Genomic DNA, 23,350 nt, shown 5'->3' on the forward strand with positions numbered 1-23,350 from the left:
GTAAGGAGATCTTTAGGATATTTCATGCGAGTTCCTTTGATTTCGTGCTGGGACTTTGTTAGCGTGCTTCCGGAAAAGAAAAAAGGAATGAGGAATGGCACAAAAAGAGCGTAGTGATCGGGATGAACGTGATAGTGAGTTTGTTGATAAGCTTGTTCATATTAATCGTGTTTCTAAAGTTGTGAAGGGTGGTCGGCGTTTTGGTTTTGCTGCTCTTGTTGTTGTTGGAGATCAAAAGGGGCGTGTTGGTTTTGGTCATGGTAAAGCGCGTGAAGTGCCTGAGGCAGTTCGTAAGGCTACAGAGTCTGCAAAACGTGAAATGATTCATGTACCGCTGCGGTCTGGACGTACATTACATCATGATGTTGAAGGTCGTCATGGTGCTGGTTATGTTTTGTTACGCGCAGCTTCTGCTGGTACTGGTATTATCGCTGGCGGACCAATGCGTGCTATTTTTGAGACACTTGGTATGCAGGATGTTATTGCGAAATCATTAGGGTCATCAAATCCCTATAATATGGTACGTGCTACCTTTGATGCGTTAAAGCGCCAAGTACATCCTAAAAGTATTGCGGCCCAGCGAGGTATTAAGTATTCAGTATTGCAGTCGCGTCGTCAAAATATGATTGATTCGGAAGAATAATGTCTAGGCTTGTCGAAAAGGGAATTAAAAATGATTCAAAAAAAATCTCAGATTAGCAAGACTGTGACGGTAGAACAAATTAGAAGTGCGATTCGAAAACCGCGAGTTCAATGTGCAACATTAAAGGGACTTGGATTAAATAAAATGCATCGTCGTCGTGTTTTGGAAGATACACCTTGTGTGCGGGGTATGATTGCTAAGGTTAAGCATCTTGTTCGCGTTATAGAAAAAAATTAAAGGTTGCAGGAGTATATAAAATGAAGCTCAATGAATTACGTGATCGTGAGGGCGCAACAAAGAGCCGTAAGCGTATTGGGCGTGGTATTGGTTCTGGAACCGGTAAAACTGGTGGTTGTGGTGTTAAAGGTCAGAAGTCACGTTCTGGTGTGTCGCTTAATGGTTTTGAAGGAGGGCAAATGCCTATTTATCGCCGTTTACCAAAGCGCGGATTTAAGAATTTATTTTCTAAAGCTTACAATGAAGTTTCATTAGGCCGTATTCAGTTAGCAGTTGATGCGGGTAAATTGGATATTGAGAAATCAGTTGATGTTGTTACATTAAAAGAAGCTGGTATTATTAGTCGGGTAAAAGATGGTGTGCGTCTTCTTTCTGATGGAGAGCTAAAAGTTAAGATGACATTTAATGTTTCTGGGGCTTCTGAAATGGCTCGTAAAAAGATTGAAAAGGCTGGTGGTCAGGTTAATTTTTGCAAAGTTACTCAATAATTACGGACTAAATAATGCAGGGAAATATGAACTCTCTTTTACTTCATTGTTTATAAAGAATATTGAGCCTTTCGTTTTTTATATGGTGGTATGAATTCTAAAGATTATGTTTATTTAAGTTAAAGATTTAGCCTATAAACTGGAGAAAATTTATGGCATCGGCTGCAGAGCAATTGGTTTCCAATATGAATTTTGGCGCTTTTTCGCGTGCAACTGAATTAAAAAAACGTATTTGGTTTACTTTGGCTGCGCTTCTTGTGTATCGTTTTGGTACTTATATTTCTCTACCGGGTATTAATATTGATGTTTTACGACAAACATTTGAACATCATGCATCTGGTGTATTAGGGCTGTTTAATATGTTTGCTGGGGGTGCTGTTGGGCGTATGGCAATTTTTGCTTTAGGTATAATGCCTTATATATCAGCATCAATTATTGTACAGTTATTAACATCGATTGTTCCTTCATTAGAAGCTCTCAAAAAAGAGGGGGAATTGGGTCGTAAGATCATCAATCAATATACTCGTTATATGACCGTTATATTGGCAATTTTACAAGCTTTTGGTATTGCAGTTGCGCTTGAAACTGGCATAGGAACAGGTCTCCAAATAGTTATAGAACCAGGTATAATATTTCGTATTTCAGCAGTTATTTCATTAGTTGGTGGCACAATATTTTTGATGTGGCTTGGTGAGCAGATTACATCACGTGGCATTGGTAATGGAATTTCTCTCATTATTTTTACAGGTATTGTAGCAAATTTTCCTTCTACGTTTGCTCAACTTTTAACTGCTCATAGTCAAGCTGATTTATCAACTTTTTTATTAATAGGAGTTGTTGTTGTTGCTGTTCTTATTATTGGAGTTATTGTTTTTGTAGAGCGGGCACAAAGGAGGATTATTATTCAGTATCCAAAGCGTCAAGTTGGAAATCAGATGTTTCAAGGTGATATGTCTCATTTTCCTTTGAAGTTAAATACTGCTGGTGTTATTCCGCCAATTTTTGCTTCATCTTTATTATTATTACCTGCAACTATTAATAATTTTTCTGATAAAATGCCGCAATGGGTTCAAAATATTTCTTTTTTCCTTAGTCATGGACAACCACTTTATATGATTGTTTACGCTGCTTTGATGGCATTTTTTTGCTTTTTCTATACAGCTATTGTATTCAGTCCAAGTGATACAGCTGAACAATTAAAAAGGCATTCTGGTTTTATCCCAGGGATTCGCCCTGGTGAGCGTACGGCTGAGTATATTGATTACGTTTTAACGCGTATTACTGTTATTGGAGCTATTTATATTATTCTGATTTGTTTACTTCCTGAGTTTATGATATCAACATTGCATATTCCTTTTTATCTTGGTGGTACATCTTTACTCATTGTTGTTACTGTTACACTTGATACAGTTGCTCAAATTCAGGGGAGTCTTGTTGCGCACCAATATAAGGGATTGATTGAAAAATCAAAACTTCGTGGAGGTAGAAGAAGACGATGAAGGTGATTCTTTTAGGTCCTCCTGGTGCTGGCAAAGGTACGCAAGCTAAAATGCTTACAGAGGAATATAATATTCCTCAGTTGTCCACCGGTGATATGCTGCGTGCAGTTATTATGAAAGAAACAGAAGTTGGTAAAGAAGCTAAAGCAATAATGGAATCTGGTTCTTTGGTTTCTGATGATATTGTTAATCGAATTGTATCAGATCGTATTAGTGAAAGTGATTGCGTGGGTGGTTTTATATTGGATGGGTATCCGCGGACCTTGGCACAAGCAGAGGCATTGCAGCAAATTTTAAAATCAAAAAATGTACAACTTGATGCGGTTATTGAGCTTGTTGTTGATGAAGATGCGTTGATTGAGCGTATAAAAAAGCGTGTACAGGAAACGGTTGTTTCTGGTGGGCAGGTTCGTTCAGATGATAATCCTGGTGCTTTTGCAAAACGACTAGTTGAGTATCGTGAGAAAACAGCTCCTGTATCAAAGTTTTATTCAGATATTGGATTACTAAAAACGGTTGATGGAATGGCTGATATTTCTGATGTATCGCGCGCAATTAAAGAGCTTTTTAAATGAAGGACTTTATCAGAAATAAATTGAAAAGAGTTGACTTTTATAATGAAATCTATCAGAAATCGCTTTGATTCATTTCAGTAGGAATAACGGGATTCGGAATATTTTTGAACCGAAGCCATTTTTTTCTGTAAAATGCTTCAAGTATTTTATGGTAAACTGTTAACATACTCAAGGAGAATAGGCGTGGCCCGTATTGCTGGCGTCAATATCCCGACAAATAAGCGTGTAGTTATTGCGCTTCAATATATTTATGGGATTGGACAAAAATTTGCTCAGGAAATTATCGAGAAAGTTGGTATTTCTCCAGAGCGTCGTGTACATGAGCTTTCGGATGCAGAAGTTTTACAGATTCGTGAGACAATAGACCAAAGCTATCAGGTTGAAGGGGACCTCCGTCGGGAGGTTGCGATGAGTGTAAAGCGTTTGATGGATCTTGGCTGTTATCGTGGTTTACGCCATCGTCGCTCTTTGCCCGTTCGTGGGCAGCGTACGCATACAAATGCGCGTACACGTAAAGGTCCTGCTAAAGCAATTGCTGGTAAGAAGAAGTAAAAATCTTTAATTGCTTTAATTGATTGTGAAGGTTTTATTTTAGATATTTTGTTTTTGTTGAATATTTAAAACAAGAGCGAATAAGGTGGAGCTGCTGGTATTACGGCAGTAAAGAGATCGTTGAAAGGAAGACTATGGCCAAGGAAGCCACACGTATTCGTCGTCGCGAGCGTAAGAATATTTCATCAGGTGTTGTACATATCAATTCAACATTTAATAATACAATGATTACTATTACTGATTCTCAGGGACATACAATTGCATGGTCATCTGCTGGAGCTCAAGGATTTAAGGGATCACGTAAGTCTACGCCTTTTGCTGCACAGGTTGCTGCAGAGGATTGTGCCAAAAAAGCACAAGAACATGGTATGCGTTCGTTGGAAGTTGAAGTTTGTGGGCCCGGAGCAGGTCGTGAATCCGCTTTACGTGCATTGCAATCTGTTGGTTTTTTAATTACTTCCATTCGTGATGTGACACCAATTCCTCATAATGGATGTCGTCCGCGAAAAAGGCGGCGTGTTTAATTTGGGTATTGTTTTTCATTGTCGGAGGTTTCTCCGATGTTCACGCTGGCCGTTGCGATTGAATGGTAACGGAACTAAAGAACAGGAATAAAAATATGATCCAGAAAAACTGGCAGGAATTAATTAAACCCAGTAAAGTTGAGTTTCACGCGCATAATGATCCGAATATTGTAAGTGTGGTTGCAGAACCTCTTGAGCGTGGTTTCGGTTTGACATTAGGAAATGCATTGCGTCGTGTGTTGTTATCATCACTTCGTGGTGCTGCAGTTACTGCTGTACAAATTGATAGTATTTTACATGAATTCTCGTCAATTCCGGGTGTTCGTGAAGATGTTACAGATATTATTTTAAATATCAAAGAGATTGCTATACGTATGGAAGAGGAGGGGCCTAAGCGGGTTATTCTCTGTAAAGAGGGACCCGGAGTGGTTAAAGCTGGAGATATACAAACAGTTGGAGATATGGCAATTCTTAATCCGGAGCATGTGATTTGCACATTGGATGAGGACGCAGAAGTTCGTATGGAACTTATTGTCAATACAGGAAAGGGTTATGTTCCATCGGAGAGAAATTGTATTGATGATGCACCAATAGGACTTATTCCTGTTGATAGCCTTTATTCGCCAGTTCGTAAAGTATCCTATAAAGTAGAGAATACACGTGAAGGACAGATTCTAGATTATGATAAATTGACATTAACAATCGAAACGAATGGTGCTGTTAATGGTGAAGATGCGATTGCTTTTGCAGCTCGTATTCTTCAAGATCAATTGTTGGTATTTGTTAACTTTGAAGAACCACAAAAAGAATTGGTGGAAGAGCCGGATTCTGAACTTTCCTTTAATCCAGCCTTGCTCAAAAAGGTAGATGAATTAGAACTTTCAGTGCGTTCAGCAAATTGTCTTAAAAATGATAATATTGTTTATATTGGTGATCTTATACAAAAAACAGAAGCTGAAATGCTTCGGACACCAAATTTTGGACGGAAATCATTGAATGAAATTAAGGAAGTTCTCGCATGTATGGGACTCCATCTTGGGATGGAAATTCCTGCGTGGCCTCCTGATAACATTGATGATCTTGCGAAACGTTATGAAGATCAGTATTAAATTAACATTGAAGGAGAAGGCTTATGCGCCACAGTAAATCAGGTCGTAGGCTGAACCGGACTGCTAGTCATCGTAAAGCAATGTTTGCAAATATGGCGGCTTCGCTTATTGAGCATGAGCAGATTATGACGACGCTTCCAAAGGCTAAAGAAATTCGTCCTGTCGTTGAAAAATTAGTTACGCTTGGTAAGCGTGGAGATTTGCATGCGCGTCGGCAAGCGATTTCAGCTCTTCGTGATGCGAAGCATGTTGCGAAATTGTTTGATACGTTAGCGGTACGTTATGCATCACGTAAAGGTGGTTATTTGCGTATTATGAAAGCAGGTTTTCGTACCGGTGATAATGCTCCTATGGCTGTTATTGAGTTTGTTGATCGCGATGTTGACGCAAAAGGTGCTGTTGATCGTGCACGTATGGAAACAACAGCTGTTAAAGAAGAAGCTGCTTCATAAAAGGAGCAATTTTTCTTATTAGCTTTTTAAAAACCGTCTTTTAAAGGCGGTTTTTTTATTAAATTTTAAGGGCGTTTTTTCATTAAAATTGTAGAGCTAATTTTTTCTATTATGTAAAAAGGAGAGAGGTGACTTTATTCGTTGAGTTGTTTAATTTCTAATTGTTTGTTGTTTGGATAAATTTTTTGTGCCTAAATCATTGATTATTTAGTGATGATCACCGATTTTCAAGGTAAGTAAGGAGGTCTTCTTATCTTATTAAGAAGTAAGCTTTTGTTTTTGAAGGAGCTAATAATGAAATATTCTATTTTAATAGGGCTTTTTTTGTGATTATGGCACAAATAACGTTTTGTTATGCGAATGCTCAAATTCCACAAAAACAGTCAGATATTACTTTTTCATTTGCTCCTTTAGTGAAAAAGACTGTTCCATCCGTTGTGAATATTTATGCTGCACGAAAAGTTAGAGTACGTTCGCCTTTTGAGGGAGATCCATTTTTTGAACAATTTTTTGGTCGTTATCAAGGTAAGCGATCTTTGCGTACTCAGTCATCATTAGGATCTGGGGTGATTGTTGATGCACGTGGTTTGATTGTTACTAGTTACCATGTTATTAAGGATGCTAGCGAAATTAAAGTTGCTTTTTCTGATGGCCGGGAATTTGAAAGTAAAGTTATATTAAAGGATGAAACAACAGATATTGCAGTACTTGAAATTAATTCAAAAGATGCTCAATTTCCTGTTCTCCCTTTGGGAGATTCTGATGCAGTGGAAGTTGGAGACCTTGTTCTAGCAATTGGTAATCCTTTTGGTGTTGGTCAGACGGTTACAAGTGGCATTGTTTCAGCACAAGCACGTACGCGTATAGGTATTTCTGATTTTGATTTTTTCATTCAAACAGATGCTGCTATTAATCCAGGTAATTCTGGTGGGGCTTTAATTGATATGAAAGGTCAATTAATTGGGATTAATACGGCTATTTATTCACGTTCAGGTGGTTCTGTAGGGATTGGATTTGCTATCCCAGTTAATCTTATTAAAGTTGTGCTTGATACAGTGAAGCGTGGTGAAAAGTTTCTTGTGCCCCCTTATATTGGGGCATCTTTTCAAAGTATTACACCTGATATTGCAAGTGGTTTGGGTTTAGAACATTCGTATGGTGCGCTCATTATTGAGATTATCAAAGGTAGTCCGGCTGAGAAAGCTGGTTTGAAAGTGGGTGACGTTATTTTGAGTGTGCAAGGAATGCAAATTGAGAGTCCAGATAGTCTTGGATATCGTTTGATGACAACTAGGATTGGGCAGAGCCTTGTTTTAGAATATTTACGGGATGGAAAAATTTTTAAAACAGAAATAACTGTATTATCAACACCAGAATCTGCATTTGCACAATCTGAAAAAATTGTGGGAGAAAATCCCCTTTCTGGTGCTGAAGTATTAGATTTAACGCGGTACAATAGTCGACGATTTCATCTTCCTGTTACTGTGAAAGGTGTGATAATTACTGAGGTTGACCAAAGAAGTAATGCTGCGGGTATTTTTCGTCCTGGAGATATTTTGCATACTGTTAATGGTCATAAAATTCAAACTGTAAGTCAGTTAAAAAAAGTGCTTATGCAAAAACACTCACATATTTGGGAAATAGAATATGAGCGCAATGGTTTACATATTCGTCAATTGATTCATTGAGAGTTTTATTTGAATAAAGATTTTTATACTTTACCCTTTGATTCTTGTGTTAATCAAAATCGTCCCCTTGCAGAAAAGATGCGTCCTCGCTCTCTTCATGAAGTGGTAGGGCAAAACCATTTAATTGGAGCGGAGGGCTTTCTTTCGCGCATAGTTGCGTCTGGCTCTTTTAGTTCTATGATTTTCTGGGGACCACCAGGCACAGGTAAAACGACGGTAGCACGTTTGTTGGCACTTGAAACAAATTTTGCCTTTGAACAAGTTTCTGCTATTTTTACTGGAATATCGGAACTAAAGAAAATTTTTGAAGCAGCCCGAGCCCGTTTGATGTCTGGATGTCAGACATTATTATTTATCGATGAAATTCACCGCTTTAATCGCTCTCAACAGGATAGTTTTTTACCTTTTATGGAAGATGGAACTATAATTCTTGTAGGAGCAACAACTGAGAATCCTTCATTTGAACTTAATGCTGCTCTTCTTTCACGTGCACGTGTTTTAACTTTTCGCGCGCATGATAATGCAAGTTTGGACATACTTTTGAAACGCGCTGAAAAAGTAGAGGGAAGATCACTGCCTTTAGATGATCATGCGAGAGAAATTTTAATAAGGATATCTGACGGTGATGCACGAGCAGCTTTAACATTAGCAGAAGATATTTGGCGTGCTGCACAGTCAGAAGAAGTTTTTAATGCCGAAACTCTGCAAGCCATAATTCAGCGTCGAACTCCGATTTATGATAAAGGACGAGATAGTCATTATAACCTTATTTCAGCACTGCATAAGTCAGTTCGTGGTTCTGACCCTGATGCTGCACTGTATTATCTTGCACGTATGTTTGATACGGGTGAAGATCCTTTATATATTGGGCGTAGGTTGGTTCGCATAGCTATTGAAGATATTGGTTTAGCAGATCCACAAGCTCTTGTAATTTGTAATGCAGCAAAAGATGCCTATAGTTATTTAGGATCACCTGAAGGAGAGTTAGCTCTTGTGCAAGCATGTCTTTATGTTGCAACTGCACCAAAATCAAACGCAACTTATCTTGCTTATAAAGCGGCAATGCATAGTGCTCGCAAAAACGGTTCTTTATCTCCTCCTAAGCACATTCTTAATGCTCCTACAAAATTTATGAAAGAAGAGGGATATGGGCATGGTTATCGTTATGACCATGACGAACAAGATGCGTTTTCAGGGCAAGAATATTTTCCTGAAGAACTTGGGCATCAGATCTATTATCAGCCACAAGAACGTGGTTTTGAGCGGGAAATTATAAAGCGTCTTGATTGGTGGAAGAAGTTACGACAAAAACGAGTTAATCAAAAATAAAATTTTAGAGAGAGTAAGAGAGAATGTATTTTTGATTGTTTTTTTGTATTTAGTCATAATTATTATAATTTTAATTAAGATTCAGATTAAACTAAAAGAACTTACTGCTGTTCTATAGAGTAGGGGGTATTTGATTTATTTAAAGAAAAAGGTATTAACGGTATATAAATTTAGTGTGTAAGCGACTCTCTCTAATATGTTATCTCTTGAAGAAAACGTAGTTTCTTTTAAGTGGAGGGAATTGGATTTCGTTGAATCTAACTAAGAATAAAAGAAATAGTCTGTGAACATCCAAATTCGAGGCTTTAATTAGGCGAAGAGAACAGTATATACTGTATATTAAATTTGTTATAACTCACTAAGGATATAGTTGTGGATAAAACAAAAGCTCTAGAGGCTGCTCTTTCACAGATTGAACGTTCATTTGGTAAAGGCTCGATTATGCGTCTTGGGCAGAAAGAGCAAGTTGTTGAAATTGAGACCGTTTCGACTGGTTCGTTATCTTTGGATATTGCTTTGGGGGTAGGTGGACTACCAAAAGGGCGCATTATTGAGATTTATGGGCCAGAAAGTTCTGGGAAAACAACATTAGCTCTTCATTCTATTGCTGAAGCGCAGAAAAATGGTGGAGTTTGTGCTTTTGTTGATGCAGAACACGCTCTTGATCCTATTTATGCACGTAAACTTGGTGTTGATTTAGCAAATCTCTTTATTTCTCAGCCAGATACTGGTGAACAGGCATTGGAAATTACAGAAACACTTGTTCGTTCTGGTGCTGTTGATGTACTGGTTGTTGATTCAGTTGCAGCTTTGACACCACGTGCAGAAATTGATGGTGAAATGGGCGATTCTTTACCTGGATTACAAGCTAGGTTGATGAGTCAAGCATTACGAAAATTAACAGCATCGATTTTTCGCTCTAACTGTATGGTTATTTTTATCAATCAAATTCGTATGAAAATAGGTGTGATGTTTGGTTCTCCTGAAACAACAACAGGTGGAAATGCTTTAAAGTTTTATGCTTCTGTTCGTTTGGATATTCGTCGCATTGGAGCTATTAAAGATCGTGATACAATTATTGGGAGTCAGACTCGCGTTAAAATTGTAAAGAATAAGTTAGCACCTCCATTCAAGCAAGTTGAGTTTGATATTATTTATGGTGAGGGCATTTCTAAATTAGGAGAATTAATAGATTTAGGTGTTAAAGTTGGTCTTGTAGAAAAATCTGGTTCATGGTTCTCTTATAATTCTCAGCGTTTAGGGCAGGGGCGTGAAAATGCAAAGCAGTTTTTATGTGAACATACAGAGATGGCGGCTGAGATTGAAACAGCTTTACGACAGAATGCTGGTCTAATCGCAATTGAATTGCTAGAAAATTCTGGAGTAGAAAGTACAGAGGGTGAGGAAACAATCTGATATAATATTAGTTTGAATAGGATTCCTTTATTTAAAGTTTGTTCTGTTTTTATTTGTTAGAATTTTGAAGTACAAGATCGTTTACTTTTTATTTTTTTGCAGAGAATATTTTTGTCTTGATTAAAGCACTAAAGCGAGCAAAGAGTGCTGTATTAGGTAGTTATTTGGTTTTGCGATTTTTTACTGTATTCTACAGGTGTAAATATGAATAGTGTTAATAGTATCAGGTCAGCTTTTCTGGATCATTTTCGTCGTAATGGACATGAAATTCTTTCTTCGAGTCCACTAGTTCCACGCAATGATCCTACATTGATGTTTACAAATGCAGGAATGGTTCAGTTTAAAAACGTTTTTACTGGACTTGAACAATACCCTTATAAACGAGCAACAACAGCGCAAAAATGTGTTCGTGCGGGTGGAAAGCATAATGATCTTGATAATGTTGGTTATACAGCGCGTCATCATACTTTTTTTGAAATGCTTGGGAATTTTTCTTTTGGTGATTATTTTAAAGAAGAAGCCATTTTTTTTGCATGGAATCTTTTAACCAAAGAGTTTTGTCTTTCGCAAGATAAATTGTTGGTTACAGTTTATCATACTGATAATATTGCAGCTGAATTATGGCGTAAAATTTCGGGGCTTCCGAACGAAAAAATTATCCGTATTGCAACCAATGATAATTTTTGGTCGATGGGAGATACAGGTCCATGTGGTCCTTGTTCAGAGATTTTTTATGATCATGGCGATGAAATTTTGGGTGGGCCTCCTGGAAGTGCTAATGAGGATGGTGATCGTTTTATTGAAATTTGGAATCTTGTTTTTATGCAATATGAGCAAGTTAATAAAGAAGAGCGAACTGAATTACCTTGTCCTTCTATTGACACTGGTATGGGATTAGAACGCATCGCAGCTGTTTTGCAAGGTGTTCATGATAATTATGATATTGATCTTTTTTGTAAATTAATTCACGCTTCACAGGAGATAACAGGTATAAAGGCAACGGGTGAGTTTGTTGCCAGCCATCGTGTTATTGCTGATCATCTCCGTTCTTCTGCGTTTTTGATTTCTGATGGTGTTCTTCCTTCCAATGAGGGACGAGGATATGTTTTACGTCGTATTATGCGTCGTGCTATGCGTCATGCTCATTTTCTTGGTGCTAAAGAGTCATTAATGGAGAAACTTTTGCCTGTTTTAATACGCGAAATGGGGCAAGCTTATCCCGAGTTAGTGCGTGCTGAGTCCTTAATTTCAGAAATCTTAAAGCTAGAAGAAACGCGTTTTCATAAAACTCTTGAACGAGGGCTTAGTTTATTAAATGAAGCAAGCATTGATCTTAAAGAAGGTGATCATTTGGACGGTGAAGTTGCCTTTAAACTTTATGATACATATGGTTTTCCACTTGATTTGACGCAAGATGCCCTTCGCCGTCGCGGAATATCTGTTGATATTGATGCTTTTGAAAAAGCAATGGAGCTTCAGAAAGCTGAAAATCGCGCCAATTGGTCTGGTTCTGGCGCATCAATAACAGAAACAATTTGGTTTTCTATTCGTGATAAGGTAGGCGCTACAGAATTTTTAGGTTATGAAACAGAAAAAGCTGAGGGCGTTATTACAGCTCTTGTTTGTGATGGTGAAATTGTTGATCATATTTCTTCAGGACAAGATGCTATGCTTGTTGTGAATCAAACACCTTTTTATGCTGAGTCTGGTGGGCAGGTAGGTGATAGTGGCGTTATTTCTGGTGAGTCTTTTGTTTTTGAAGTGCATGATACCCAGAGAAGGGGTGATGGGGTTTTTATTCACATTGGAGAAGTAAAATCTGGCCAAGCACAGATATCTGATTGTGTGGAACTGGCCGTTGATTCTGAACGTCGTAGAAAAATTCGTGCTAATCATTCTGCTACCCATTTATTGCATGAAGCTTTGCGTTGTATATTAGGACCGCATATTGCACAGAAGGGATCTTTAGTATCTCCTAGTCGGTTGCGTTTTGATTTTTCTCACTCAAAGCCAATTTCATCAGAAGAATTAAAAAGAGTAGAAGATTTGGCAAATGATATTGTGCTGCAAAATAGTAAGGTCACAACCCGTTTGATGGCGCTGGATGATGCAATTTTGGGAGGAGCAATGGCATTGTTTGGGGAAAAATATGGTGATGAAGTTCGTGTTGTTTCTATGGGAGAGAGATGTGAACCAACAGAATTAACAAGGCATTGGTCAATTGAGCTTTGTGGGGGCACGCACGTGCAGAGAACAGGTGATATTGGTTTGATTCATATTATTGGTGAAAGTTCTGTAGCTTCTGGAGTTCGTCGTATTGAAGCTTTAACGGGTACAACTGCACGCCTTTATTTACGTCAACAAGATAAGCGAATTTATGAAATGGCGAGTTTTTTAAAAACTTCTCCTGCTAATTTGGAAGAACGTATAAGGAATTTGCTTGATGATCGTCGTAAGTTTGAAAAAGAGTTGAATAATACACGTAAAAATGTTGCGCTGAATGGTGGAGCTCTACAGGGTAGAAAAGAGGACATTACAATTATTAATGGTATTTCTTTTATGGGGGGCGTTCTTAGAAACATTGCGGTGCGGGATCTTAAAGCGTTGGTAGATTCTGGAAAGAAGCAAATTAAATCTGGGGTGGTTGCTTTTATTAGTGTTTCGGAAGATGGCAAAGGAAGCGCTGTTGTTGGGGTTACTGATGATTTAATAAATATGTTGAATGCTGTTGATTTAGTGCGTGTTGTTTCCACTGTTCTTGGTGGCCAAGGTGGTGGTGGCCGTCCTGATATGGCACAGGCTGGTGGTTCTAAAGGAGATAAAGCTGATGAAGCGATTACGGCATTAAAAGCTTTTCTTAAAGGGTAATTTTTATTCTTGTTGTATGTTACAGTTTTTAAGAAAGCTTAAACTGTATATCGTTACATTAAATTTTTGTGTAAAAGCGTAGAAAACAAAAATTTTATGATGCAATAGCTTTGTGTAATGGCACTATGTTTTCATTTTCTGTTTTCGTTGTTTCTTGATCACTCATTAGGCCGCCAGTTTGTAATAATTTATAGAAGCGACCGCCTTTGCTAATCAGTTCTTGAAAGCTACCTTTTTCAATTAAACGGCCATGATCTAAAAATAATATAAGATCAGCATTGCGGACTGTTGAAAGACGGTGTGCTATAATAAAAGTGGTGCGGTTTTGACTTACACAATCGATAGCATCTTTAACACGAGCTTCTGTTTCAACATCAAGAGCACTTGTTGCTTCATCTAAAATAAGGATGGGTGCATTTTTTAAGATAGCACGTGCGATTGCTAATCGTTGTCTTTCTCCACCTGATAATTGTGAACCGCGCTCACCAACTAATGTATCATAACAATCATTTTTTTCTAGAATAAAGTCATGAGCAGCAGCTATCTTTGCAGCTTCATAAAGTTCTTCATCTGTTGCGGTTGTTTTGCCTATTGAAATGTTATCGCGAATACTACGGTTGAAAAGACCAGAATCTTGAAAGACTGTTGCTAAAGCTTTGCGCAAGGATTCACGATTAACTGTGCGTATATCTATTTCATCAATACTGATGTGCCCAATTGTAGGATCATATACGCGTTGTAACAAATTGATTAATGTTGTCTTTCCAGCACCTGTTGGCCCTACAATCGCAACGGTTTGTCCTGCTTTAACTTTAAATGAAATATCAAAAACACCTTGAGAGGAATTAAGAAATTTATAGGACACATGATGAAACTGAATTTCACCTTTAACATTTTGAAGAGAAGGAAGATTTTCTGGTGTATTGATATGAACAGTAGAGTCTTCCATTTCAAAAAAATCTTTTAGTTTTGCTTGTGAAGATATAGCTAAATTGATGAAATTGCTAATTTGATCAAGACGATTAATCATTAATTGAGCAAATCCAACAAAAGCAACAACTTCTCCTACTCGCACTTGGCCTTTTGTTACAAAAAAGGCGCCTAGAATCAGGACACACACTATTGAAATTGTTGAGGCCATTCGATTTAAGCCACTAGCGAGAGCCCACCAATTTAAAACAGGATTTTGGGCTTTAAGAAGATCAGCTGCGTGTTGATGAAGTGTGGAGGTTTCCTCTAATATTCTATTATAACTTTGTACAATCGAAACGTTAGAAATTGAGTCACTGACATGCTTAAAAAGATTATGGTGGTAGCGTTCTACGGCTGCTTGTCCATCTTTTGTTTTTTGCATTACTAAACGTGCAATTAATACATAGATGATAGCGAGGACAAGCAAGACTATTGAAAGACGCCAATTCATTTTGAAAGCTATTGGCACGAGAACAAGTAATGCAGCAAGAGTTGAGAGATGTTGACGCATAAAGTCAAGCCATATGGTTGACATAGAATCTATTGCACGTAGTAGTGTATGAAGAGCATTAGAAGTTCCACGTTGTTGATGCCAGATTAATGGCATAGCAATGATACGTTCAAAAGATTCTATTAAAACAGTCAAGCGACGTCTATGTGCTAAGCGGTCAGCACTACGTGCTACGAGTACGTAAGCAATAATATTAAAAACACCAAAGCCTACCCACATTATGAGGGTCGAAATAATGCCAGATTTATCTGCAATTGCATCAATAACGTGTCCAAATAAAATAGGTTCTATAATCGTAATTATAGCTAAAGTAACATTAGCTGAGCAGATTAAAATGGATGCATTTTTTTCTTTGTTGAGATAAGAAAGAACACGAGCATAAATTTTAAATAAAGACACAGATGATTATCTCCAATTCTCACTCAAGATTCTCTTAGCGATTGGTCTTTGAAACTAATAAAATTTATGCAGTAGGAGAATGCAATTTTGAATACGGATTGTAACGCAGCGTGATAACGTCAATTTATAAAATCATTTTTTGTGTTTATATACAGTAGGATGAGAATGTTAATAACAAATTTTATGATAAGAGAATTATTATGGTGGGCGTAAAAATAAAAAAGGTTGAAGCAGATGAAAATGGAATGCGTTTAGATCGTTGGTTTAAGATGTACTATCCAGATGTTGGGTTTGGATATTTACAAAAACTTCTACGTTCTGGACAGATACGGGTTGATGGTGGACGTGTTAAAAATGATGTGCGCCTTGTTATGGGGCAATCTATTCGTGTGCCCCCTTTACTTATAGATAAAGAGGATAGCTTTCCTGTAATCAATAAAATCGTTTGTGGACAGGACGATGACGTAATCTTAAAAGATATGCTTCTTTATGAAGATTCAAAAATTTTTGTTTTTAATAAACCAGCAGGTTTAGCGGTACAAGGCGGTTCTGGCTTGACGCGTCATGTTGATAGTATGCTTGAAGTATGGCGCAATAAAAAAGGCGAAAAACCGCGATTGGTTCATCGCATTGATCGTGAGACATCTGGTGTTCTTGTTGTGGCACGGTCAAGAGGAGCTGCGCAGGCTTTGACTGCTGCTTTTAGAACACGAGAAACAAAGAAAACTTATTGGGCATTGGTCCGGGGGGTGCCTAGAAAAAAGCAGGATAAAATTTCGACATGGATGGTCAGAGAAATAACTGCACAAGGTGATAAAATGCGTGTTTGTGAACGTAGACAACCAGATTCCAATCATGCAGTGTCTTATTATCGTGTTTTGGATACGCGAGGAAAAGCTCTTTCTTGGCTTGAAATGGAACCCCATACAGGAAGAACACATCAATTACGTGTTCATGCTGCTTATATAAATCATCCGATTATTGGCGATTCAAAATATTTTTTTCTGATAGTAATTGGGACTTGCCAGGAGGAATGCAAAGTCGGCTTCATCTTCATGCACGTCGTATCCGTATTCCTCATCCTTCAGGAGGCATATTAGATGTTACTGCACCTTTACCACCTCATATGGTGCAAAGTTTTAATCTTTTCGCTTTTAACGAAATCGATGGTGATACAGAATAATAGAAACAATACTGTACTTTTTTTCCTTAATATTTATAACTAATTGATTTATAAAGGTAATATATTACTTTATTTTGAATTAAAGTTTAAAATAGAGTAACATTCTCTTATTTCAACCTATCTCATTTTAAAACAAATACAAAATCATTTATGTGTTACAAAAATAGTTAACATATAAATGAAAATCCTTTAAGAACTCTAGAAGCAGTAATGATATCAAGATATTAGATAAAAGTCTTTTAATATATTGATTCTTAAATAAAAATTAATAAAAAATCCAGAAGAAAGATCGTGTGGAAGGATTTTTAAAAATTATCTTTTGAATGAATGATCTATCTTATTAAAACTAGCGGGTACTTACTCAAAAGCATCAAAAGCAATATGCAGTTTAAATACTCAATATGTTTATAAAACATCTTCTATAACTGATATATTATGGTGTTGTGAGTATTATATTGTCGATTGAAATTACATTGCTTTTTAAATTAAACTCTTCCTTATTTTCCTATGAGATGGTGATATTATTACTATAAGTAATATTGGATGAATCTTTTCTACTTTATAAGACATTGCTTTAGCATTTATTGTTCCATGAAAATTAAGGATATTGATTTATAAATCAATGATTATAAGAGCTTATGAGCTGATGTTGATATTATCATACAGAGATATAGTATAAGATTGTTGATAGTTAAATGGCATAATACTTTAGTATTTGTTGGAATGACTGTAGTTGATATGTTTTAAAATTGTTGTACAGTATTTTTGTAGCTAATAATTAATTGCAAATTTTATTCTAGAAACCTTATTAGGCTTGTTGAAAATATTAAAGGTAGAAAAAAATGCGTGAAATTTTAGGTGATGTTGATACGTTATTGAATGAAGGTAATTCTTTTCATCATCCTCAAAAATTATCATGTCGGCCATTGCCTAAGCGGTTTTACGAAAAAGTAGACGTCACCTGTAAAGAAGGAAAATTTTTTATTTTACTAGATGGGAAACTATTAAAGACACCTGCAAAACGTGATTTTTTTCTACCGGTAGAAATGCTTGCTGGATTGGTAGCACAAGAATTTACTGCCCAAAAAGCGGTGATTGATCCAGCAAAAATGCCAATTACGCGTTTGGTTAATACTGTTATTGACGGTATAATTGATAATATGCAAATTATTTTTGAAGATCTGTTGCGTTTTGCTGCATGTGATATGATTTTTTATCGAGCACAAACACCAAGAGAATTAGTGAAACGACAATCTGAAAAATGGGACTTTTTACTTGATTGGGCAGAAGAAAGATTAGGTACACATTTTAATTTAGTAGAAGGTCTTATGCATGTTGAACAACCACCTGAGTCTATTCAAGCGGTGAGCAATTATTTACGCAAGATAGAATCTCCTTATACGTTAGCTGCGCTTCATGCAATGACTACATTGACAGGATCAGCTCTTATTGCTTTTGCTGTAGCTGAGGGGAAGATTTGTACAGATGATGCTTGGGCTATAGCACATTTAGATGAAGATTGGACAATGGAACAATGGGGAGAAGATGAGGAAACAATAACACGTCGTGCTTATAAAAAGTCTGAGTTTAATGCAGCAGCTACAATTATTACTGTTTGCTCAAAATGAAATTCTCATTTCAATTTACTATAGGAGAATAAAGTTACTGTCTAAGGTATTTGTGTACTGCGTAGAGCGCGATTGCTGCAGCATTTGAAACGTTTAATGACTTAATATCTCCAGGCAGATCAAGGCGTGCTAGCGAGTACACATTTTCCCGTGTTTTTTGACGTAAGCCTTTACCTTCTGCTCCTAAAATAAGGGAGATTTTAGTCCCTGTTAACGCTGTTTCTAAAGGAAATTTACCTTCTGAATCAAGTCCAAAACTAATAAAGTTCATTTGGTGAAGTTCTTGAAGTGCTTTAAAAAGATTGCGTACGGTAATGTATTCAATGAGTTCTAAAGCTCCAGACGCTGCTTTGGCAAGTACACCACTTTCTTGTGGTGAATGGCGATTAGTAGTAATGATTGCTCCAGCTTTAAAGGCTACGGCAGAGCGCATAATAGCACCAACGTTATGTGGATCAGTAATTTGATCCATGATAATGATAAGATCGGTATTTGTCAGTTCCGATAAAGAACGTGATTTTAGAGGTTCAGTTTCTAATACAATTCCTTGATGAACTGCTTCCCTTCCTACAAACATTTCCAGCTTTTTCGGTGAGCATGGTGTTATAGGACACGCTATATTTGATTCGTTTATATCAAGACGTTTTAAAGCATTTGGTGTAGCATACAGATGTCTTAAAATTCTTCTAGGATTCTTCAATGCTGCATGAACTGGATGAATACCATAAAGGTAAATTTGTCCTTTTTGTAATGGGATAGGTGGTTGTTTTACATATGTTGTAGATTGAAAAAAAGAGCCTTTTGTATCACGATATCGGCGACGAAGACGAGCATAATGAGAGTCTTTAGGCATATTTTTTTCATATTATGTTTATAATGGATTTGTATATAGAAATTTGTATATAGAAAAAATATAAAATTTTAAATTATTTAATAGAAAATTTGTAAAGAACCATATTTATTTTGTTGACAGATGCAATACTAAACGCCATAACCAACCTTCAGCCAGTCTAAACTTAGTAGAAATAGATTGGTTGTGGTGATGCTTTATCGCCCAGCTCTACCGATGTAATGGAGGGGTGCCCGAGTGGTTAAAGGGGACGGACTGTAAATCCGTTGCGTATGCTACGTTGGTTCGAATCCAACCCCCTTCACCATTCATCAAATAGAGCTGGTATGTGCGGGTATAGCTCAATGGTAGAGCAGCAGCCTTCCAAGCTGAATACGCGGGTTCGATTCCCGCTACCCGCTCCAGACATAAGCTGGCGATTGAGTAAAATGGTGGGTGTTTTCCATCACCATAATAAAGGGACGAATATTTTCGTTTTATGGTTGTTATGCCGGACTGAGGTATTAGTCCGGTTTGATTTGGTTCTGAGAACCTTTTTATACTAACTAATTTAAGACAAGAGATTGACGGCGATGGCAAAGAGCAAATTTGAACGTACGAAGCCGCATGTTAATATAGGTACGATTGGTCATGTTGATCATGGGAAGACTTCATTGACAGCAGCGATTACGAAGTATTTTGGTGAATTTAAAGCGTATGACCAAATTGATGCGGCGCCTGAGGAGCGGGCGCGTGGTATAACGATATCTACTGCGCACGTTGAGTATGAAACGGAGAGTCGTCACTATGCTCACGTTGATTGCCCTGGTCATGCGGATTATGTTAAGAACATGATTACAGGAGCGGCCCAAATGGATGGTGCCATATTAGTTGTTTCTGCAGCAGATGGACCTATGCCTCAAACGCGTGAGCATATTTTGTTGGCCCGCCAGGTTGGAGTTCCAGCGATTGTTGTTTTTCTCAATAAAGTTGATCAGGTTGATGATAGCGAGCTTTTAGAGCTTGTAGAGCTTGAAGTTCGTGAGCTTTTATCGAAATATGATTTTCCGGGAGATGATATTCCTATAGTTAAGGGTTCGGCTTTGGCTGCGCTTGAGGATTCAAATAAGAGTATAGGTGAAGATTCTGTTCGTCTTTTGATGAGTGAAGTTGATAAATATATACCGACCCCTGAGCGTCCAGTTGATCAGCCGTTTTTGATGCCTATCGAGGATGTTTTTTCTATTTCTGGTCGCGGTACGGTTGTTACAGGTCGTGTTGAGCGTGGCATTATTAAAGTTGGTGAAGAGATAGAGATTATTGGAATTCGTCCTACATCTAAGACGACGGTTACCGGGGTTGAAATGTTTCGGAAACTTTTAGATCAAGGTCAGGCTGGTGATAATATAGGCGCTTTGCTTCGTGGAGTTGATCGTGAGGGGATTGAACGTGGTCAAGTATTGGCGAAACCTGGTTCTGTTACACCTCACACTAAATTTAAAGCTGAGGCTTATATTTTAACGAAAGATGAGGGGGGACGTCACACACCGTTTTTCACAAACTATCGTCCTCAATTTTATTTTCGTACGACCGATGTTACAGGTATAGTTACGCTTCCTGAAGGAACGGAAATGGTTATGCCGGGTGATAATGTTGCAATGGATGTTTCTTTGATTGTTCCAATCGCAATGGAAGAGAAGCTCCGTTTTGCGATCCGAGAAGGTGGTCGCACCGTTGGGGCCGGTATCGTATCTAAAATTATTGAATAGGTGAGATAAATTACTTAGGATATATTTAAAATATTTTTCTAAAAGATTAGGGGTATAGCTCAGTTGGTAGAGCGGCGGTCTCCAAAACCGCAGGTCGCGGGTTCAAGTCCTGCTGCCCCTGCCGTAGATTGTGATTTGAATCACAGTTAGAGAGAGGATAGACAGATTGGTTATGTTTATTTTCTTTTTTTTATATAGGGCTTGTCTTTTTGTACATGAATCTGTATTGAGTAAAAGATGATGGGATTGCGTAAGGATTGTTGTAACTTTTCGCATTTTTGTCATGTTTTTTATTGTATAGTTTGCAATAAGATTAGAAAGAATGTAGTGTGATTAATGGTATCTAAAATCAATCCTATTACCTTTTTAAAACAAGTTCGCGCAGAAACAGCTAAAGTAAAATGGCCTTCGCGTCGTGAAACGGTGATTTCTACTGTTATGGTGTTGGTGGTAACTGCATTGGCTTCAGTTTTCTTTTTTGTTGTGGATCAGACGGTAAATTTTGGTGTATGGCAGGGTATTGATCTTCTAAAGTATCTTTTTAGTTGATAGTGCAAGGAAATGTGACTGTGGCTGCTCGTTGGTATATTGTTCAAGCATATTCAAACTTTGAAAAAAAGGTAGCGGAAGCTATTGATAAAGAAGCAAAGCAAAAAGGGCTTGATCATTTATTTAAAAAAATTTTTGTTCCGACTGAGCGTGTTGTTGAAATTCGTCGTGGTCGTAAGGTCGATTCTGAGCGTAAATTCTTTCCTGGTTATATTCTTGTTTGTGCTGAGTTGACAGATGAGGTTTATCATCTCATTAAGAATACTCCTAAAGTGACAGGATTTTTAGGCTCAGATGCGCGTCCTGTTCCTATTTCTGATCGCGAAGCTGAGCAAATTCTTAAACAGGTTAAGGAAGGGGTTGAGTCTCCAAAATCTTCTATGTCATTTGAAGTAGGTGAGCAGGTTCGAGTAGCAGATGGGCCTTTTGTTTCTTTTAATGGTATCGTTCAAGAGGTTGAAGAAGAGCGCTCTCGCCTTAAGGTTGAGGTGTTAATTTTTGGGCGTCCTACGCCTGTTGATTTAGAGTTTGATCAGGTTGAAAAGCTTTGATTGGGCTTAAAGTGATTTTTTTGATCACTTTAAAAATATAGAGAAATGTATTAAGATAGAAGGTGATTTATGGCTTTTGCCAGCTTAATGATCCAGACTATCAAACTGCAGTGGTTTTTTGGCATAATTTAAGTAGCCAATTTACCAGTATAAATTTAGAGGCAGGGTATTATGGCAAAAAAAAGTGTAGGTCAGTTGAAATTACAGATTCCTGCAGGGGCGGCTACTCCATCACCTCCGATTGGTCCTGCTCTTGGGCAGCGTGGTATTAACATCATGGAGTTTTGTAAGGCTTTTAATGCAGCTACGCAGGAAATGGAAAAAGGTGCGCCGATTCCAGTAGTTGTTACTTACTACCAAGATAAGTCTTTTACGTTTTCATTGAAGACGCCTCCGGTATCTTTTTTTTGAAAAAGGCAGCAAATTTAAAAAGTGGTTCTAAAGAGCCAGGTAAAGTGTTTGTGGGGACGATTTCTCGTGATAAGATTCATTCGATTGCGGAGGCAAAGATGAAAGATCTTAACGCAAATGATATTGAAGCAGCAATGCGCATGGTTGAAGGTTCTGCTCGCTCTATGGGCTTAGAGGTGTTAGGCTAATATTATGGTAAAGATAGCAAAGAGAATACATAAAATTCGTGAAGGTGTTGATTTTAATAAGCTTTACGCTTTAACAGATGCTATTTCAATGGTCAAAGAACGCGCTGTTGCTAAATTTGATGAAACAATCGAGATTTCGATGAATTTGGGTGTTGATCCTCGTCATGCAGATCAGATGGTTCGGGGTGTTGCTCATTTGCCTAATGAAACAGGTCGAAATGTTCGTGTTGCTGTTTTTGCGCGTGGCGTTAAAGCCGAAGAGGCTAAAGCTGCTGGTGCGGATATTGTGGGGGCTGAAGATTTATTTGAAACTGTTAATAGTGGAACAATTAATTTTGATAGGTGTATTGCGACACCAGATATGATGCCTCTTGTTGGTCGTCTTGGTAAAATTCTTGGTCCACGGAGTTTGATGCCGAATCCAAAAGTTGGTACTGTAACGATTGATGTTGCTAGTGCTGTTAAGGCTTCTAAAGGTGGTGCTGTTGAATTTCGTGTTGAAAAATCTGGTATTGTGCATGCTGGCATCGGTAAGGCTTCTCTGGGAATTGAGAAAATAGTGGAAAATATTAGAGCTTTTGTTAGTGCCGTTAATAAAGCTAAGCCACAAGGTGCAAAGGGAGAATATATTAAGCGAGTTGCAGTTTCTTCAACCATGGGTGTTGGAATAAAGGTTGATCCTGCAACAGTTCGTTCAGAGACAATATGAAAAACTTGTGGTTTTATTGTGTATCTGATGGCTGAGATTATATTTTAGTTATCAGTTTTAGTTGGCATTCAGTTATCTGAGCTTTATTAAGCTCAGGTCATACCGGGAGAAATTCCGGAATGTCCTGTCCGAGATTGTAGGTGATACCTTGTTTAGGTGTCTTAATTAGAAAAGGCCTGCATGAGATTGGGGTAAGAACTTTGAAGTTAATAAACTTAAAAGGTTTGAGCCAAGATTGCCTTTGATCGTTTATGCGTGAAGAAGGGGGCAG

General features: G+C 37.7%; 20 protein-coding genes, 3 tRNA genes and 2 pseudogenes. 23 read left to right on the plus strand and 2 right to left on the minus strand.

What is annotated here, in order from left to right; translation table 11 throughout:
* The first annotated feature begins 94 nt into the window (after nucleotides 1–94).
* From rpsE to alaS, 13 genes are all read left to right on the plus strand, one after another.
* Nucleotides 95–643, plus strand: coding sequence for a 30S ribosomal protein S5 (gene rpsE, locus Bra60_RS02060; RefSeq protein ID WP_035006058.1), 549 nt, complete (start codon nucleotides 95–97; stop codon nucleotides 641–643).
* 30 nt (nucleotides 644–673) lie between these two features.
* Nucleotides 674–880 (plus strand): 50S ribosomal protein L30, encoded by a 207-nt coding sequence (gene rpmD, locus Bra60_RS02065; RefSeq protein ID WP_078673671.1) that lies wholly within the window; start codon nucleotides 674–676, stop codon nucleotides 878–880.
* 20 nt (nucleotides 881–900) lie between these two features.
* Complete coding sequence (rplO, locus tag Bra60_RS02070; RefSeq protein WP_035006055.1) at nucleotides 901–1,368, plus strand: 50S ribosomal protein L15; 468 nt, start codon at nucleotides 901–903, stop codon at nucleotides 1,366–1,368.
* Between the two features lie 152 nt (nucleotides 1,369–1,520).
* Nucleotides 1,521–2,867 (plus strand): preprotein translocase subunit SecY, encoded by a 1,347-nt coding sequence (secY, locus tag Bra60_RS02075; protein ID WP_078688458.1) that lies wholly within the window; start codon nucleotides 1,521–1,523, stop codon nucleotides 2,865–2,867.
* Nucleotides 2,864–3,442 carry an adenylate kinase gene (locus Bra60_RS02080; RefSeq protein WP_035006051.1) on the plus strand — a complete coding sequence of 193 codons (579 nt, stop codon included), beginning with the start codon at nucleotides 2,864–2,866 and terminating at the stop codon, nucleotides 3,440–3,442. Before secY ends, Bra60_RS02080 begins: the two co-directional genes overlap by 4 nt.
* 183 nt (nucleotides 3,443–3,625) lie before the next feature.
* A complete protein-coding gene (gene rpsM, locus Bra60_RS02085; RefSeq protein WP_035006050.1) occupies nucleotides 3,626–3,994 on the plus strand; it encodes a 30S ribosomal protein S13 in 369 nt (122 codons plus the stop codon).
* A 134-nt stretch (nucleotides 3,995–4,128) separates the two neighbouring features.
* Nucleotides 4,129–4,518: a 30S ribosomal protein S11 gene (gene rpsK / locus Bra60_RS02090; protein ID WP_035006048.1), complete on the plus strand. Its 390-nt coding sequence runs from the start codon at nucleotides 4,129–4,131 to the stop codon at nucleotides 4,516–4,518.
* A 95-nt stretch (nucleotides 4,519–4,613) separates the two neighbouring features.
* Nucleotides 4,614–5,627: a DNA-directed RNA polymerase subunit alpha gene (locus Bra60_RS02095; protein ID WP_035006046.1), complete on the plus strand. Its 1,014-nt coding sequence runs from the start codon at nucleotides 4,614–4,616 to the stop codon at nucleotides 5,625–5,627.
* A gap of 23 nt (nucleotides 5,628–5,650) precedes the next feature.
* Nucleotides 5,651–6,079, plus strand: coding sequence for a 50S ribosomal protein L17 (rplQ, locus tag Bra60_RS02100; protein ID WP_035006041.1), 429 nt, complete (start codon nucleotides 5,651–5,653; stop codon nucleotides 6,077–6,079).
* A gap of 332 nt (nucleotides 6,080–6,411) precedes the next feature.
* The gene (locus tag Bra60_RS02105) at nucleotides 6,412–7,767 is read left to right on the plus strand and encodes a DegQ family serine endoprotease (protein WP_078698036.1); all 1,356 of its coding nucleotides are present in this window, start codon (nucleotides 6,412–6,414) and stop codon (nucleotides 7,765–7,767) included.
* 9 nt (nucleotides 7,768–7,776) lie between these two features.
* A complete protein-coding gene (locus Bra60_RS02110; RefSeq protein WP_078698037.1) occupies nucleotides 7,777–9,096 on the plus strand; it encodes a replication-associated recombination protein A in 1,320 nt (439 codons plus the stop codon).
* A 372-nt stretch (nucleotides 9,097–9,468) separates the two neighbouring features.
* Nucleotides 9,469–10,512 carry a recombinase RecA gene (gene recA / locus Bra60_RS02115; RefSeq protein ID WP_078688461.1) on the plus strand — a complete coding sequence of 348 codons (1,044 nt, stop codon included), beginning with the start codon at nucleotides 9,469–9,471 and terminating at the stop codon, nucleotides 10,510–10,512.
* A gap of 204 nt (nucleotides 10,513–10,716) precedes the next feature.
* A complete protein-coding gene (alaS, locus tag Bra60_RS02120; RefSeq protein ID WP_078698038.1) occupies nucleotides 10,717–13,380 on the plus strand; it encodes an alanine--tRNA ligase in 2,664 nt (887 codons plus the stop codon).
* Nucleotides 13,381–13,474: 94 nt separating this feature from the next.
* Here alaS and Bra60_RS02125 read toward each other — a convergent pair whose 3' ends face one another.
* A complete protein-coding gene (locus Bra60_RS02125; RefSeq protein WP_078688463.1) occupies nucleotides 13,475–15,262 on the minus strand; it encodes a glucan ABC transporter ATP-binding protein/ permease in 1,788 nt (595 codons plus the stop codon).
* 200 nt (nucleotides 15,263–15,462) lie between these two features.
* Between Bra60_RS02125 and Bra60_RS02130 the strand changes: the two are divergent.
* Both Bra60_RS02130 and Bra60_RS02135 read left to right on the plus strand, forming a co-directional pair.
* Nucleotides 15,463–16,445, plus strand: a pseudogene (locus tag Bra60_RS02130) (RluA family pseudouridine synthase).
* 842 nt (nucleotides 16,446–17,287) lie between these two features.
* Nucleotides 17,288–18,073, plus strand: coding sequence for an ATP12 family chaperone protein (locus Bra60_RS02135; protein ID WP_078688465.1), 786 nt, complete (start codon nucleotides 17,288–17,290; stop codon nucleotides 18,071–18,073).
* Between the two features lie 34 nt (nucleotides 18,074–18,107).
* On the opposite strand, the gene Bra60_RS02140 is transcribed toward Bra60_RS02135, so the two are convergent.
* A complete protein-coding gene (locus Bra60_RS02140) occupies nucleotides 18,108–18,926 on the minus strand; it encodes a TrmH family RNA methyltransferase (protein WP_078688466.1) in 819 nt (272 codons plus the stop codon).
* Between the two features lie 220 nt (nucleotides 18,927–19,146).
* Here Bra60_RS02140 and Bra60_RS02145 point away from each other — a divergent pair.
* The 8 genes and pseudogenes from Bra60_RS02145 to rplA all read left to right on the plus strand — a co-directional run bounded on the left by Bra60_RS02145 (nucleotide 19,147) and on the right by rplA (nucleotide 23,079).
* Nucleotides 19,147–19,230, plus strand: a tRNA-Tyr gene (locus Bra60_RS02145).
* 23 nt (nucleotides 19,231–19,253) lie between these two features.
* Nucleotides 19,254–19,327, plus strand: a tRNA-Gly gene (locus tag Bra60_RS02150).
* Nucleotides 19,328–19,495: 168 nt separating this feature from the next.
* Nucleotides 19,496–20,671, plus strand: a complete 1,176-nt coding sequence (tuf, locus tag Bra60_RS02155; protein ID WP_035006025.1) for an elongation factor Tu — start codon at nucleotides 19,496–19,498, stop codon at nucleotides 20,669–20,671.
* A 48-nt stretch (nucleotides 20,672–20,719) separates the two neighbouring features.
* Nucleotides 20,720–20,792: transfer RNA gene (locus Bra60_RS02160), tRNA-Trp, on the plus strand.
* A gap of 215 nt (nucleotides 20,793–21,007) precedes the next feature.
* Entirely contained in the window at nucleotides 21,008–21,220 is a 213-nt protein-coding gene (secE, locus tag Bra60_RS02165) for a preprotein translocase subunit SecE (RefSeq protein WP_035006022.1), read from the plus strand.
* A gap of 20 nt (nucleotides 21,221–21,240) precedes the next feature.
* Entirely contained in the window at nucleotides 21,241–21,771 is a 531-nt protein-coding gene (gene nusG, locus Bra60_RS02170) for a transcription termination/antitermination protein NusG (protein ID WP_035006021.1), read from the plus strand.
* Nucleotides 21,772–21,942: 171 nt separating this feature from the next.
* Nucleotides 21,943–22,370: pseudogene (rplK, locus tag Bra60_RS02175) on the plus strand (50S ribosomal protein L11).
* A 4-nt stretch (nucleotides 22,371–22,374) separates the two neighbouring features.
* Nucleotides 22,375–23,079 carry a 50S ribosomal protein L1 gene (gene rplA / locus Bra60_RS02180; RefSeq protein ID WP_078673683.1) on the plus strand — a complete coding sequence of 235 codons (705 nt, stop codon included), beginning with the start codon at nucleotides 22,375–22,377 and terminating at the stop codon, nucleotides 23,077–23,079.
* Nucleotides 23,080–23,350: the final 271 nt, after the last annotated feature.

The sequence above is a fragment of the Bartonella sp. Raccoon60 genome, from assembly GCF_002022585.1.
Classification (GTDB): Bacteria; Pseudomonadota; Alphaproteobacteria; order Rhizobiales; family Rhizobiaceae; genus Bartonella; species Bartonella rochalimae.

Coding starts and splice junctions, on each gene's coding strand:
- rplQ (WP_035006041.1), top strand. CDS start 5,651: ATGCGCCACAGTAAATCAGGTCGTAGGCTGAACCGGACTGCTAGTCAT.
- rpsK (WP_035006048.1), top strand. CDS start 4,129: ATGGCCAAGGAAGCCACACGTATTCGTCGTCGCGAGCGTAAGAATATT.
- rpmD (WP_078673671.1), top strand. CDS start 674: ATGATTCAAAAAAAATCTCAGATTAGCAAGACTGTGACGGTAGAACAA.
- rplO (WP_035006055.1), top strand. CDS start 901: ATGAAGCTCAATGAATTACGTGATCGTGAGGGCGCAACAAAGAGCCGT.
- secE (WP_035006022.1), top strand. CDS start 21,008: ATGGTATCTAAAATCAATCCTATTACCTTTTTAAAACAAGTTCGCGCA.
- alaS (WP_078698038.1), top strand. CDS start 10,717: ATGAATAGTGTTAATAGTATCAGGTCAGCTTTTCTGGATCATTTTCGT.
- Bra60_RS02140 (WP_078688466.1), bottom strand. CDS start 18,926: ATGCCTAAAGACTCTCATTATGCTCGTCTTCGTCGCCGATATCGTGAT.
- Bra60_RS02095 (WP_035006046.1), top strand. CDS start 4,614: ATGATCCAGAAAAACTGGCAGGAATTAATTAAACCCAGTAAAGTTGAG.
- rpsE (WP_035006058.1), top strand. CDS start 95: ATGGCACAAAAAGAGCGTAGTGATCGGGATGAACGTGATAGTGAGTTT.
- tuf (WP_035006025.1), top strand. CDS start 19,496: ATGGCAAAGAGCAAATTTGAACGTACGAAGCCGCATGTTAATATAGGT.
- rplA (WP_078673683.1), top strand. CDS start 22,375: ATGGTAAAGATAGCAAAGAGAATACATAAAATTCGTGAAGGTGTTGAT.
- Bra60_RS02135 (WP_078688465.1), top strand. CDS start 17,288: ATGCGTGAAATTTTAGGTGATGTTGATACGTTATTGAATGAAGGTAAT.
- Bra60_RS02080 (WP_035006051.1), top strand. CDS start 2,864: ATGAAGGTGATTCTTTTAGGTCCTCCTGGTGCTGGCAAAGGTACGCAA.
- secY (WP_078688458.1), top strand. CDS start 1,521: ATGGCATCGGCTGCAGAGCAATTGGTTTCCAATATGAATTTTGGCGCT.
- Bra60_RS02105 (WP_078698036.1), top strand. CDS start 6,412: ATGGCACAAATAACGTTTTGTTATGCGAATGCTCAAATTCCACAAAAA.